A 12,992-nucleotide genomic window follows, 5' to 3' on the forward strand; every position below is an offset into this window, starting at 1 on the left:
GGCCGCTCGCGTAACGAGGACGGAACATGCTGCGAATCAAAGGCACGATCGGCGCCTGGCCGGTGGATCTGACCCTGGAGCTGGATGCCCAGGACTGGGCGCAGCTGGCCGCGCACCTGCCCGTGGCGCAGGCCGAAGCCGAGGTCGCGCCCGCGCCACGCAGTCCGGCGGCGCCAGCGGTGAATCCTGCGCAGGATGCGCTGTGGCAGGCGGCGCAAGCGCTGCTGCAGCAGGAAAAGGAAATGGAGGGGCCGCAGCTGCTCGCCGCCCTGGCTGGCTTGGCTGGCGGCGATGCAGCCGGCAAGCGCCTGCTGGTGCGGCTGCGGCATTGCCCGCAGGTGCAGCTGGAGAACGGTGCGCAGGCGCCGCTGTACCGCTGGGTCGGCTAGCCGGCCTGGTTGATGCGAATGCCCGGTGCGCCGCGTTCGAACAACGCACGCAGGTCATCGGGAATGGCGGTCTTGCTGTAGTCCGCGGTCTGCACCATCACGTAGGTCACTTCTGCCTCGGCCACCAAGCGGCCGTCTACCTGCTGCAGGATCTCGACGCGCAGGGTGTAGGACGTGGTGCCCAGGCGCGCCACCTGTACGCGTAGCGCCAGCACGTCGTCGAAGCGTGCCGGCGAGCGCCAGTCGATGGTCATGCGCACCACCTGGCTGTCCAGGCCGCGGTCGAGCAGGCTCTGGTAACTGCCGAACAGCGCGCGGTAGAACTCGGTGGCGGCCACGTCGACGTAGTCGCCATAGCGCGCATTGAACACCACCTGCTGCGCATCGCATTCGCCATAACGCACGCGCATCAGCAGCTCGAAAGGCATCTCCATTCCGGGTCCATCCTCAATCGGTTGCGGCCGGTGCCGGCCGCCACGCGTAGGGTGCGCTGTGTGCACCGCAGGCCGCGTGGCTGCAGATATCAGTAGATCGCCTGGTACAGCTTGCGGCGGTACAGGGTCACCAGTGGATGCTCGTTGCCGAGCAGGTCGAACACCTGCAGCAGGGTCTTGTGGGTGATCCCTTCGGCGTAGTTGCGGTTGCGCACGAACAGCTTGAGCAGACCGTCCAGCGCCGCTTCGTACTGCTGGCGTGCCAGTTGCTGCACGGCCAGCTGGTACAGCGCTTCATCGTCGTCCGGGTGCTGCGCCAGGCGGCTCTTCAGGTCGGCGCTGTCGGGCAAGTCGGCGGCCTGGCGGAGGAAGGTCAACTGCGCCTTGGCGCCGGCCAGGGCCTGCTTGTGCTCGTCGCCCTTGACCGCGCCGAGCACGGCTTCCGCTTCGCCCAGCTCACCGCGTTCGGCGAGGCAGCGGGCGTAGAGAATCAGCGCAGCGGCGTTCTCGTTGTTCTCGGTGAGCACCTGCTTGAGCACGGTCTCGCTCTCGGCGATGCGCCCCTCGGCGAACAGCGCCTGGGCGGTTTCCAGCGGGTCGGCGGCTTCCGGCGCCGGTTCGGCGACGTGCGGCTTGAGCATCTCGCGAATCGCCGACTCCGGTTGCGCGCCGGCGAAGCCGTCGACCGGCTGGCCGTCCTTGAACAGCACCACGGTGGGCAGGCTGCGGATACCGAAGCGGGCGACGATGTCCTGCTCGATGTCGCAGTTGACCTTGGCCAGCAACAGCTCGCCGCGATACTCCTCGGTGATCTTCGCCAGCAGCGGCATCAGCGCCTTGCACGGCGCGCACCAGTCGGCCCAGAAGTCCACCAGCACTGGCTTGTGGAAGGAGTTCTCGATCACCAGCTGTTCGAAGCTGGCGGTGCCGGAAATGTCGAAGATGTATGGGGAGTCGCTCATGGCAGGTCTCGGGCGAAAGGCAGATAAATGCGTTCGACTATAAATGCGGGCGCCAGGCGCCGGATACAAGGGATCGTTCAGTCACGGCTGGCGTGATACAGGCTGACGTGGCGAAACTCCGCCGGCTCGGCCAGGTCCGGCCAGGTGCAGGCTTCGAGGATGCTCAGGCGCTGGTACAGCGGGTGCTGGAAGTCGCGCACCCGCGAGTCGGCCACCAGTGCCTGGCGACCACGGCTGAGGAACTGGTCGAGCAGCGGCAGGTTGGCGCGGTCGTAGAGCACGTCGGCGACGATGATCAGGTCGAAACGGTCGGCTTCGGCGAAGAAGTCCGCCGAGTAGCTCAGGGTCACCCCGTTCAGGTCGGCATTCGCGCGACAGGCGTCGAGGGCCAGCGGGTCGAGGTCGCAGGCCACCACTTCGGCGGCACCGGCCTTGGCCGCGGCGATGGCGGCAACACCGGAACCGGCGCCGAAATCCAGTACGCGCTTGCCGGCTACCCACTCCGGCTGCTCGGCCAGCCAGCGCGCCAGGACCAGGCCGCTGGCCCAGCAGAAGCACCAGTAGGGCGGCTCTTCGAGGATCAGGCGGGTTTCTTCCGGGCTGAAGCTGCGGTCCATGTTCGCCGCATCGATCAGCCACAGCTTGAGGTCGGTGCCGGGCAGGGTTTCGGCGACCAGGCGCGCGTCGCCGAGCAACTGGCCCAGGGCCTGCTGCAGGGCGTGCGGTGGCGTCACGGCGCGCTGACCAGTTGCAGGTTGCCGAGGGTCTGATTGCCTGACTGCTGGATGCGCTGCGCACCGATGTGCTGGATCAGCCGGCCGGACAGGCTGACGCGCGCGCGCAGCTCCACCCGCGCACCCTGGGGAAAGGCCTCGGGGTTGAACGGCAGCTCGAACGGCAGCGTCTGGCCGGTGCCCTTCAGGTGCAGGCTGGCGAGCAGGCGCTGCGGGCGGTCGCGTTCGTCGATCACCAGCAGGGCGATTTCCACGTCACTGCCGGCCGGCGGCGTGTGCAGGCTGCCGCTGAGCTGGTGCAGGTACGGATTGGCCGGTTGCTCGGGTTTCGGGTCGGCCGGCTGGGGCGGTGTGGTCGGGGCCGGGTTCGGCGGTTGCGGGGCTTCGCTGGCGCAGGCGCCGAGCAGCAGAAGGGAGCAGAACAGCAGGGGGCGTATCGACATGAGGTGAACCCGTGAGGCAAGGCGTTCGGGCGCTTTGTATACCGCAAAGGCGCCGGCTTGTCTCGCGCTGGCGGTCGCCGCACGGCGCCGGTGAGGGGCGTGCGGCGGGTTGTCATGGCAAAGGGATGCGCTACCATGGAGCCCCTTTTCGTGGGCCTTTTCCGTCATGCATTGTCCTTTCTGCGCCGCCAACGACACCAAGGTCATCGATTCGCGTCTGGTCGCCGAGGGCGAGCAGGTGCGGCGTCGTCGCGAGTGCCTGGCCTGCGGTGAGCGTTTCACCACCTTCGAAACCGCCGAGCTGGTGATGCCGCGCCTGATCAAGCAGGACGGCAGCCGCCAGCCCTTCGACGAGGAGAAGCTGCGTGCCGGCATGCAGCGCGCCCTGGAGAAACGCCCGGTGAGCATCGAGCGTTTGGAAGAGGCCATCGCCCACATCAAGCAGAAACTGCGCGCCACCGGCGAGCGCGAGGTGAAGTCGCTGGTGCTCGGCGAGCTGGTGATGACCGAGCTGCAGAAGCTCGATGAAGTCGCCTATATCCGCTTTGCCTCGGTGTATCGGCGCTTCCAGGATCTCAACGAGTTTCGCGAGGAAATCGAGCGGATCTCCCGCGAGCCGTCGAAAGCATGAGTGCGGCGGCGCTGCCCGACCAGCATTACATGGCCCGCGCCCTCGAACTGGCGCGCAAGGGCTTGTACTCCACCCATCCCAACCCGCGCGTCGGTTGCGTGATCGTGCGTGATGGCAAGATCGTCGGCGAAGGTTGGCATGCCCGTGCCGGCGAGCCGCACGCCGAAGTCCACGCCCTGCGCCAGGCTGGTGACAAGGCCCGCGGCGCCACGGCTTACGTGACCCTGGAACCCTGCAGTCACCACGGCCGCACGCCGCCCTGCGCCGATGCATTGGTCGCCGCCGGTGTGACGCGTGTGGTCGCCGCCATGCAGGACCCCAATCCTGAAGTCTCCGGGCGTGGCCTGCTGCGCCTGATGCAGGCTGGCATCGCCGTTTCCAGCGGCGTGCTGGAGGCCGAGGCGCGGGCGCTGAATGCCGGGTTCATCAAACGCATGGAGCAGGGCTTGCCGTTCGTGCGGGTCAAGCTGGCCATGAGCCTGGACGGGCGCACGGCGATGGCCAGTGGCGAAAGCCAGTGGATCACCGGCCCCGAGGCGCGCTCCGCGGTGCAGCGCCTGCGCGCTCGCGCCAGCGTGGTGCTGACCGGCGCCGACACTGTGCTCGCCGACCAGGCGCGGCTGACCGTACGTGCCGACGAACTCGGCCTGGGCGCCGAACTGGCGGCCCTGGCTGTGGCGCGGCCGCCGTTGCGGGTGCTGGTCGACGGGCGCCTGCGCGTGCCGTTGTCCGCGCCGTTCTTCCAGGCCGGCTCTGCCCTGGTCGCCACCTGCGCAGCGGCGGCGGCGCGTGATCGTTTTCTCGAAGACGGTCACGAACTGCTCGCCGTGCCGGGCAGCAATGGTCATGTCGACCTGCGCAAGCTGCTCGTCGAGCTGGCGGCGCGTGGCGCCAACGAGGTGCTGGTCGAGGCTGGGCCGCGCCTGGCCGGGGCATTCGCCCGCGCCGGACTGGTGGATGAATACCAGCTGTTCGTCGCTGCCAAGTTCCTCGGTTCCAGCGCGCGGCCGCTGCTCGACTGGCCGCTGGCGCGGATGGCCGAGGCCCCGGAACTGAAGATCGTCGACATGCGCGCGGTCGGTGACGACTGGCGCATCACCGCGGTACCCAAGCCACGCCAGCCGGCCTGACGGCTCGTCAGGTCGCGCGCCGCTTCGATGGGTTTGATCGAACAGGCGCCATGCATCGCCGTGGCAAATATGGTAAAAAGCCAGCCGCAGTCACTTCGCTGGCTGCAACGTTCTCAGGGCGGGGTGTAATTCCCCACCGGCGGTAATGGCCAGAGGCCTAGCCCGCGAGCGCTTGCCTACCCCGCATGGGGCGGCAAGGTCAGCAGACCCGGTGTGATTCCGGGGCCGACGGTTAAAGTCCGGATAAAGAGAGAGCGGGATTCCCTTCCGGGGCGCCGTGCGTCTGCGTCCGTGAAAATCCCTATCGATCCCATCGCCCTGTTTGTCTTTCGAACAGGAGTGCGTAGTGATGTCTTATGCTTTTCTTTCAGCCAACGGCTGCCGCCGCGTGCCTGGCACGCAGCGTCTGAAGGAGGCCTGATGTTTACCGGAATCATCGAAGCGATCGGCAGTGTGCGTGCCTTGAGCCCCAAGGGCGGCGACGTGCGTGTGTACATCGAGACCGGCAAGCTCGACCTGGGTGACGTGAAGCTCGGCGACAGCATCGCGGTGAACGGCATCTGCCTGACCGCCGTTGAGCTGCCGGGCAATGGCTTCTGGGCCGATGTCAGTCGCGAGACCCTGGCGCGCAGCGCCTTCATCGACCTCAAGCCCGGCAGCCGGGTCAACCTGGAAAAGGCCCTGACGCCGACCACCCGCCTTGGCGGCCATCTGGTCAGCGGCCATGTCGACGGCGTCGGCGAGATCGTCTCCCGCGAGGAGAACGCCCGCGCCATCCAGTTCCGCATCCGCGCCCCACGCGAGCTGGCCAAGTACATCGCGCTGAAAGGCTCGATCACCGTCGACGGCACCAGCCTCACGGTGAACGCGGTGAACGGCGCCGAGTTCGAGCTGACCATCGTGCCGCACACCCTGGTCGAGACCATCATGGCCGACTACCGCCCGGGGCGGCAGGTCAACCTCGAGGTCGACCTGCTGGCGCGTTACCTGGAGCGCCTGCTGCTCGGCGACAAGGCGGCCGAGCCTGCCGCCTCCGGCATCAGCGAAAGCTTTCTGGCCGAGCACGGTTTCCTGAATCCGTCTCGCTAATGAATTGAAGGAAATAGCCCTAATGGCCCTGAATACCGCAGAAGAACTGATCGAAGACATCCGCGCCGGCAAGATGGTCATCCTCATGGATGACGAGGACCGCGAGAACGAAGGCGACATCATCATCGCCTCCGAGTGCACCACCGCCGAACACATCAATTTCATGGCGCGCTTCGCCCGTGGCCTGATCTGCATGCCGATGAGCCGCGAGCGCTGCGAACTGCTCAAGCTGCCGCTGATGGCGCCGCGCAACGGCTCCGGCTTCGGCACCAAGTTCACCGTCTCCATCGAGGCTGCCGAAGGCGTGACCACCGGCATTTCCGCCGCCGACCGCGCGCGTACCGTGCAGGCCGCCGTGGCGCGCAATGCCGTGGCCGACGATATCGTCAGCCCCGGCCATATCTTCCCGCTGATGGCCCAGCCCGGCGGCGTGCTGGCGCGTGCCGGTCACACCGAGGCGGCCTGCGACCTGGCGCGCATGGCCGGTTTCGAGCCGAGCGGGGTGATCTGCGAAATCATGAACGACGACGGCACCATGGCCCGTCGCCCGGAGCTGGAAGCCTTCGCCCAGCAGCACGGCCTCAAGATCGGCACCATCGCCGACCTGATCCACTACCGCCTGATCCACGAGCGCACCGTCGAACGTATCGCCGAGCAGCCGCTGGATAGCGAGCTGGGCCAGTTCACCCTGGTCACCTACCGTGATTCGGTGGAAGAAACCGCGCACATGGCGCTGACTCTGGGCAACATCTGCGCCGAGGAAGCGACCCTGGTGCGCGTGCACAACATGGAGCCGTTGCGCGACCTGTTCATGGTCAACCAGCCGGGCCGCTGGAGCCTGCGTGCGGCGATGAGCGAAGTGGCCAAGGCCGGCAGTGGCGTGGTGCTGCTGCTGGGCAATCCGCTCAGTGGCCCCGAGTTGCTCGCCCACCTCAACCGCCAGCAACCGCCAAGCCCGGCGACCTACAGCACCGTGGGTGCCGGTTCGCAGATTCTGCGTGACCTCGGCGTGCGCAAGATGCGCCTGATGAGCTCGCCGATGAAGTTCAACGCGATATCCGGCTTTGACCTGGAAGTTGTAGAATACCTGCCCGCAGAGTAGGGCCCTGCCCAAAGACTGCTGCGCGTCGGCCGGACGTCGTGGAAATGGCCTCGGGTGCTCATTTACGCCATGTAAACTCCGCTCCCTCGGCCATTTCCGCCTTGCCCGGCTCTAGCTCGCAGCCTTTGACCAGGACCACAAGCTCCCACGTGGGCTAATTTTTCATCAACGGGACGCCGCACGGCGGCCCGGCTCTTTATACAGACTGAGACTCGCCATGACCCTGAAGACCATCGAAGGTACCTTCATTGCCCCTAAAGGCCGCTACGCCCTGGTGGTTGGCCGCTTCAACAGCTTCGTCGTCGAAAGCCTGGTCAGTGGCGCCGTCGACGCCCTGGTTCGCCATGGCGTGAGCGAAAGCGACATCGTCATCATCCGCGCACCGGGTGCCTTCGAGATTCCGCTGGTCACCCAGAAAGTCGCCCAGCGCGGCGAATACGCAGCGATCATCGCCCTCGGCGCCGTGATCCGTGGCGGTACCCCGCACTTTGAATACGTCGCAGGCGAGTGCACCAAAGGCCTGGCCCAGGTGTCCATGGAATACGGCGTGCCGGTTTCCTTCGGCGTGCTGACCGTCGATTCCATCGAACAGGCCATCGAACGTTCCGGCACCAAGGCCGGCAACAAGGGCGCCGAAGCCGCGCTTTCCGCCCTGGAAATGGTCAGTCTGCTGGCGCAGCTGGAGGCCAAGTGAGTCTGAATCACGACGACAGCCAGGACGCTCCGCAACCCAAGGCCAAGGGCAAGATCGCGACCCGTCGCGTGGCCCGCAGCCTGGGCATGCAAGCCCTGTATCAGTGGCACATGGCCGGTCAGTCGCTGAACGAGATCGAAGCGCAGTTCCGCGTCGACAACGATTTCAGCGGTGTCGACGGCGCCTACTTCCACGAAATTCTGACCGGCGTCGCCCGTCAGAAGACCGAGATCGACGAGGCCATCACCCCGCACCTGGATCGCCCGCTGGACGAGCTGGACCCGGTCGAACTGGCCATCCTGCGGCTGTCCACCTGGGAACTGTCGCAGCGTGTCGACGTGCCGTACCGCGTGGTGATCAACGAAGGCATCGAGCTGGCCAAGGTGTTTGGCGCTACCGACGGGCACAAGTTCGTCAACGGTGTGCTCGACAAGCTGGCGCCGACGCTGCGCGCCGCCGAAGTCAGCGCGCACAAGCGCTGATTGGCTGAGCTCGCGGTATGGGTGAGTTCGAGCTGATTCGCCGTTTCTTCGCCGCCGCGCCCTGTGCGCAGGCGGCCGAAGGAGTGGCGCTGGGGATCGGCGACGACTGTGCCCTGCTGCAGGTGGCCGCCGGCGAACAGCTGGCGGTGTCCACCGATACCCTGGTCGACGGGGTGCATTTCCCCAAAAATTGCGATCCGTTTCTGCTCGGCCAGCGCGCGCTGGCGGTAGCGGCCAGCGATCTTGCCGCCATGGGCGCCACGCCCCTGGCCTTCACCCTCGCCATTACCCTGCCGCAAGCTGACGAAGCCTGGCTCGGCGCCTTTGCCGAGGGGCTGTCGACGATGGCTGCGCGCTGTGCGCTGAGCCTGGTTGGTGGTGATACCACACGCGGCCCGTTGAGCCTGACCGTCACCGTGTTCGGCGCCGTGCCCCGGGGGCAGGCGCTGACCCGTGCTGGCGCGCAGACGGGCGACCTGCTGTGCGTTGGCGGTGTGCTCGGCGATGCGGCGGGGGCCTTGCCGCTGGTGCTCGGTCAGCGCCAGGTAGCGGGCGCAGCGGCGCAGGCGTTGCTGCAACACTACTGGGCGCCATTACCGCAACTGGCGCTGGGCCAGCTTCTGCGTGGCAAGGCCACGGCGGCGCTGGATATCTCCGACGGCCTGCTGGCCGATTGCGGGCATATCGCCAGGGCGTCCGGCATGGCGCTGCACATCGAGCGCGATCGCCTGCCGTTGTCCAGCGCTTTACGCGAAATCGCCGGTGCATCGGCACACGATTGTGCGCTGGCCGGTGGCGACGACTACGTGCTGGCGTTTACCCTGCCTGCTGCGCACTTGCCTGCGGTACAGGCCGCCTGGCCGCAGACCATGGTCATCGGCCGGGTCCTGGCCGGGCAGGGCGTACACCTGCTGGATGCGGCAGGCCATGTCATCGACCCGCCTCGCGCGGGCTATCAACATTTTGGGAGTTCGGGTGACTGAATCGGTAAAGGTGCAGCCAAAGGTCTGGAGCAATCCGTGGCACTTCCTGGCCTTCGGCTTCGGCTCCGGGCTGTTGCCCAAGGCGCCGGGAACCTGGGGCTCGATCGTGGCGATCCCGTTCATCCCGCTGTGGCAGATGCTGCCGGACTGGGGCTACTGGCTGATGCTCGGCCTGACCATGCTGTTCGGCTTCTGGGTCTGTGGCCGGGTCGCCGAGGACATGGGCGTGCACGACCACGAAGGCATCGTCTGGGACGAGATGGTCGGTATGTGGATCACCCTGTGGCTGGTGCCCGAGGGGTGGTACTGGCTGCTGGTCGGCTTCGTGGTGTTCCGCATCTTCGACATCCTCAAGCCCTGGCCGATCCGCTGGATCGACCGGCACGTGCACGGCGGCGTCGGCATCATGCTCGATGACGTGCTGGCCGGGGTGTTCGCCTGGCTGGCGATGCAGGGCATCGTCTGGCTCAGCGTCATCGTCTGGCCTTGACGAGAACGGTAATGCGCGTCTGGATCTTCTGCCTGCTGACCCTCTGCCTGCTGCCCGTTCAGGCCGCCGAGCGTTCGCCTGCGCAGATCCGCATCATCAGCGAGGTGTGGCCCGGCTACACCAACGCCGATGGCAGCGGCCTGGCCTGGGAGATCATGCGCATGATCTTCGAGCCGGCCGGGGTCAAGGTGGTGCACCGTAGCGAGACCTATACCCGCGCCGTCGGCCTGGTGCAGCGTGGCGAGGGGGATGCCTGGCTTGGCTCCTACGGTGACGAAGACTTCGAGCACACCCTCTATCCGCGTGAAACCTATGCCCTGGACCCGGTCACCGCGCTGGGCCTGGCGGACAAGCCGGTGCCGAGCCTGGCCGATATCGGCACCTATCGCCTGGCCTGGATGCAGGGCTACGGCTACCAGCACTACCTGCCCGGCGTGCAGCGCTATCAGGAGGTGCGCACGCGCAGCGGTGTGCTCGAGATGCTCGCCCGTGACCGCGCCGACTACTACATCGACGCCCTGCCCGAGGTGCAACACGTGCTGGCACACAGCACCGAGCCGGCGCGCTATCGCATAACCGCACTGACGGCCTTGCCGATGTACCCGGGCTTTGCCGATACGGCCTCGGGCCGGGCCCTGGCGGCGCTGTACGATCGCCGCCTCGCAGCCCTCAGCCGGGATGGCAGTCTGCGCGCGCTCTACCAGCGCTGGAACCAGCCCTACCTCTTCGATGATTACACCGAGTACAGGGAGCGTATGAATGTCTCGCCTTAAGTTGCTGTGCGCCAGCCTGATCCTGGTTGTCAGCCCTGTGCTGCATGCCGAGACGCAGGTACAGGTGGTCGGTCTGTTCCCCAATGCCGCGGTGCTGCTGGTCGATGGCCAGCGCAAGCTGGTCAAGGTCGGCCAGACCGGTCCTGGCGGCGTGCAGGTGCTGGCGGCCGACAGCAGGAGCGCGCGCCTGCGCGTGGATGGCGTCGAGCGCAGCTACAGCCTGTCGCGCGAGTACAACCAGAACGGCATGTCCGCGCCGCAGAAGAGCCAGGTCAGCATCAACCGGGGTGTCGGCAATCACTACTGGATCGCCGGCTCCATCGAAGGCCATCCGGTGCAGTTCCTGGTCGATACCGGCGCCACCTCGGTGGCGATGAACGAAGACCAGGCGCGGCGTATCGGCATCGATTACCGCGTCGTCGGCCTGCCGCTGGTGGCGAGTACCGCCGGCGGCAACGTCAACGGCTGGCGGATCAAGCTCGACAGCGTCAAGGTTGGCGGCCTGGAAGTGCTCGGCGTGGAAGCGGCGATCCTCGAAGGCAGCGCACCGACCGAAGTGCTGCTGGGCATGAGCTTCCTCAGCCGCGTGCGCTGGCGCGAGGAAAATGGCGTGCTGCAACTCGAATCGAAACTCTGAGCGGCGCGAGCATCCATCGAAGCGGTCGATGCTTATCCGCCACAATTCACGCTGACCAGCCGCGAAGTGCTGCTGGTACAATGCCGGCCTTTCTGCCGATTACCCCCAGGAGCCCTCCGGTGTCCGTTGTCTTCGTCGCCGCCTCCAAGCTGCCAACGCCTTTCGGTGTGTTCACCATGCACGGTTTCCTCGACCAGGACAGCGGCAAGGAACATGTGGCCCTGACCCTGGGCGACTTCAGCGACGGCGAACCCGTGCTGGGCCGCCTGCACTCCGAATGCCTGACCGGCGATGCCCTGTTCAGCCAGCGCTGCGATTGCGGCGCCCAGCTTGAAGCCGCATTGCGGGCGATCTCCGCCGAGGGCCGGGGCGTGCTCCTGTACCTGCGCCAGGAAGGTCGCGGCATCGGCCTGCTGAACAAGATCCGCGCCTACGAGCTGCAGGATGGCGGTGCCGACACCGTCGAGGCCAACGAGCGCCTGGGCTTCGCCGCCGACCAGCGCGACTACTCGATCTGCCTGCCGATGCTCGATCACCTGGGCATCCGCACCATCCGCCTGATGACCAACAACCCGCGCAAGGTCAAGGCGCTCGAAGGCTTCGGCATTCGCGTTGCCGAGCGCATGCCGCTGCAGTTCGGCCTCAACCCGCACAACAGCAAGTACCTGGCGACCAAGGCCGGCAAGCTCGGCCACATGCTCGGTGCCCAGCATCAGGAAGAAGCCGAATGACCCGCGCCGAGGTGCGTCGCCGACTCGCCATCGAGTGGTGGCGTCAGCTCGGCATCAGCGTCGCCCCGGTGTTCCTGTTGGGTCTGGTCTTTCGCGGTACCGAGCCGATGATGAGCGTGCTGGAAATGCCGCTGTTCATCGCCGGCATGGCCTCGATGTTCATCAGCCTGCCGCTGTTCTCCGCCTACAAGCAGGGCCTGATCGCCACCGAAAAAGCCCTCGATAGCAGCGACGAGCCGGCGGCCTGGATCGAGCTGGCGCGGCGTCGGCGCCTGGCCTTTCTCGCAGCCGGCCTGCCCGCCTGGATCGCCGCCCTGGCGCTGTTCACCGGGCTCAATGCGGTGGCGCTGTTCCTGCTCGCCCTGAGCAGCGTGGTGCTGCTGTGCCTGTACCGCATCCCACGCCAGCTCGGCTGATGCCGCGCCTGCTGCTCGCCCTGCTGCTGTGCACCTGCCTGCCGCTTTCGGCGGCGCAGCGGGTGATCAGCCTGGCGCCATCGCTCAGTGAAATCATGCTCGAACTGGACGCCGACGATTTGCTGGTCGGCGTGCTCGACGGCGGCGAGCGCCCCGCCGCGCTGCAGCATCTACCGTCGGTGGGCAGCTACGGCAAGCTGGAGCTGGAAACCCTGCTCAGCCTCAAACCCGACCTGATCCTGCTGTGGCCCGGCAGCGTGTCGACGCAGCAGCGCGCGCAACTGGCCGGTTTCGGCATCGCACTGTATGTCGGTGAGCCGCACGATCTGCAGCAACTGGCCAGCCAGTTCGAAGACATCGGCGAGCGTATCGGTCGTCCGCAGGCTGGTCGCGAACTGGCCACGCGTTTTCGCCAGGGCCTGCAGCACCTGCGCGAAGACTACCGCCGCGCGCCGCCTTTGCCGGTGTTCTACCAGGTCTGGCATCAGCCGCTGTACACCGTCGGTGGCCGGCAGATCATCAGCGATGCGCTGCGTGTCTGCGGTGCCGAGAATGTCTTTGCCGACCTCACGCTGCCGGCACCACAGGTTGGCATCGAGGCCGTGCTGCAGCGCGATCCGGCGGTGATCCTCGGCGGCAGCGATGCCGAACTCGATCACTGGCAGGCCTGGCCGCAGCTCGCCGCGGTGCGGCGCAAGCAACTGCTGCGCGTGCCGGACAAGGGCCTGGAACGGCCGAGCTTCCAGATGCTCGTGGCCACCGAGAAGCTTTGCCAGTTGCTGGCCAACGCACGCTAGAGCACGAGACAAGCGCCTGTGTACGCAGCCTGCGCATAAGTCCGTGCTGCTCTATGCATCGCCAACGAAAAGGCC

At 66.7% G+C, this 12,992-nt stretch carries 18 protein-coding genes and 1 riboswitch; of the genes, 14 read left to right on the forward strand and 4 right to left on the reverse strand.

Going from position 1 to position 12,992, the window contains the following annotated elements:
- Window positions 1-26 precede the first annotated feature (26 nt).
- Complete coding sequence (locus IB229_RS19960) at window positions 27-389, forward strand: hypothetical protein (protein ID WP_192331688.1); 363 nt, start codon at window positions 27-29, stop codon at window positions 387-389.
- Here the strand turns inward: IB229_RS19960 and IB229_RS19965 are convergent.
- From IB229_RS19965 to IB229_RS19980, 4 genes are all read right to left on the reverse strand, one after another.
- Window positions 386-823 carry an acyl-CoA thioesterase gene (locus IB229_RS19965; RefSeq protein WP_192331689.1) on the reverse strand — a complete coding sequence of 146 codons (438 nt, stop codon included), beginning with the start codon at window positions 821-823 and terminating at the stop codon, window positions 386-388. The genes IB229_RS19960 and IB229_RS19965 overlap by 4 nt on opposite strands.
- Before the next feature lie 89 nt (window positions 824-912).
- Entirely contained in the window at window positions 913-1,785 is an 873-nt protein-coding gene (gene trxA, locus IB229_RS19970) for a thioredoxin (RefSeq protein WP_192331690.1), read from the reverse strand.
- A gap of 77 nt (window positions 1,786-1,862) precedes the next feature.
- Complete coding sequence (locus IB229_RS19975) at window positions 1,863-2,519, reverse strand: class I SAM-dependent methyltransferase (protein ID WP_192331691.1); 657 nt, start codon at window positions 2,517-2,519, stop codon at window positions 1,863-1,865.
- Window positions 2,516-2,962, reverse strand: coding sequence for a YbaY family lipoprotein (locus tag IB229_RS19980; RefSeq protein WP_192331692.1), 447 nt, complete (start codon window positions 2,960-2,962; stop codon window positions 2,516-2,518). The genes IB229_RS19975 and IB229_RS19980 overlap by 4 nt, the downstream gene beginning before the upstream one ends.
- Before the next feature lie 166 nt (window positions 2,963-3,128).
- Here IB229_RS19980 and nrdR point away from each other — a divergent pair, with 166 nt between their 5' ends.
- The 13 genes from nrdR to IB229_RS20045 all read left to right on the forward strand — a co-directional run bounded on the left by nrdR (window position 3,129) and on the right by IB229_RS20045 (window position 12,917).
- Entirely contained in the window at window positions 3,129-3,593 is a 465-nt protein-coding gene (gene nrdR, locus IB229_RS19985; RefSeq protein ID WP_192331693.1) for a transcriptional regulator NrdR, read from the forward strand.
- A complete protein-coding gene (gene ribD / locus IB229_RS19990) occupies window positions 3,590-4,723 on the forward strand; it encodes a bifunctional diaminohydroxyphosphoribosylaminopyrimidine deaminase/5-amino-6-(5-phosphoribosylamino)uracil reductase RibD (RefSeq protein WP_192331694.1) in 1,134 nt (377 codons plus the stop codon). Before nrdR ends, ribD begins: the two co-directional genes overlap by 4 nt.
- A gap of 105 nt (window positions 4,724-4,828) precedes the next feature.
- A riboswitch (FMN riboswitch) is annotated at window positions 4,829-4,983 on the forward strand.
- 160 nt (window positions 4,984-5,143) lie between these two features.
- On the forward strand, window positions 5,144-5,812 hold the full coding sequence (locus IB229_RS19995; RefSeq protein ID WP_192331695.1) for a riboflavin synthase: 669 nt from the start codon (window positions 5,144-5,146) through the stop codon (window positions 5,810-5,812).
- Window positions 5,813-5,834: 22 nt separating this feature from the next.
- Complete coding sequence (ribBA, locus tag IB229_RS20000) at window positions 5,835-6,914, forward strand: bifunctional 3,4-dihydroxy-2-butanone-4-phosphate synthase/GTP cyclohydrolase II (protein WP_192331696.1); 1,080 nt, start codon at window positions 5,835-5,837, stop codon at window positions 6,912-6,914.
- A gap of 217 nt (window positions 6,915-7,131) precedes the next feature.
- A complete protein-coding gene (gene ribE / locus IB229_RS20005; protein WP_192331697.1) occupies window positions 7,132-7,608 on the forward strand; it encodes a 6,7-dimethyl-8-ribityllumazine synthase in 477 nt (158 codons plus the stop codon).
- 2 nt (window positions 7,609-7,610) lie between these two features.
- Window positions 7,611-8,090, forward strand: a complete 480-nt coding sequence (nusB, locus tag IB229_RS20010) for a transcription antitermination factor NusB (protein ID WP_225579297.1) — start codon at window positions 7,611-7,613, stop codon at window positions 8,088-8,090.
- Window positions 8,091-8,107: 17 nt separating this feature from the next.
- A complete protein-coding gene (gene thiL, locus IB229_RS20015) occupies window positions 8,108-9,073 on the forward strand; it encodes a thiamine-phosphate kinase (protein WP_192331699.1) in 966 nt (321 codons plus the stop codon).
- Window positions 9,066-9,563, forward strand: a complete 498-nt coding sequence (locus tag IB229_RS20020) for a phosphatidylglycerophosphatase A (protein ID WP_318652128.1) — start codon at window positions 9,066-9,068, stop codon at window positions 9,561-9,563. Before thiL ends, IB229_RS20020 begins: the two co-directional genes overlap by 8 nt.
- A gap of 11 nt (window positions 9,564-9,574) precedes the next feature.
- A complete protein-coding gene (locus tag IB229_RS20025; RefSeq protein WP_192331700.1) occupies window positions 9,575-10,336 on the forward strand; it encodes a substrate-binding periplasmic protein in 762 nt (253 codons plus the stop codon).
- Window positions 10,323-10,973 (forward strand): TIGR02281 family clan AA aspartic protease, encoded by a 651-nt coding sequence (locus IB229_RS20030; protein WP_192331701.1) that lies wholly within the window; start codon window positions 10,323-10,325, stop codon window positions 10,971-10,973. Before IB229_RS20025 ends, IB229_RS20030 begins: the two co-directional genes overlap by 14 nt.
- Before the next feature lie 119 nt (window positions 10,974-11,092).
- On the forward strand, window positions 11,093-11,704 hold the full coding sequence (ribA, locus tag IB229_RS20035; RefSeq protein WP_192331702.1) for a GTP cyclohydrolase II: 612 nt from the start codon (window positions 11,093-11,095) through the stop codon (window positions 11,702-11,704).
- On the forward strand, window positions 11,701-12,120 hold the full coding sequence (locus IB229_RS20040; protein ID WP_192331703.1) for an MFS transporter: 420 nt from the start codon (window positions 11,701-11,703) through the stop codon (window positions 12,118-12,120). Before ribA ends, IB229_RS20040 begins: the two co-directional genes overlap by 4 nt.
- Window positions 12,120-12,917, forward strand: coding sequence for a cobalamin-binding protein (locus IB229_RS20045; protein ID WP_192331704.1), 798 nt, complete (start codon window positions 12,120-12,122; stop codon window positions 12,915-12,917). Before IB229_RS20040 ends, IB229_RS20045 begins: the two co-directional genes overlap by 1 nt.
- Window positions 12,918-12,992 lie beyond the last annotated feature (75 nt).

The organism is Pseudomonas sp. PDM14 (genome assembly GCF_014851905.1).
Classification (GTDB): domain Bacteria; phylum Pseudomonadota; class Gammaproteobacteria; order Pseudomonadales; family Pseudomonadaceae; genus Aquipseudomonas.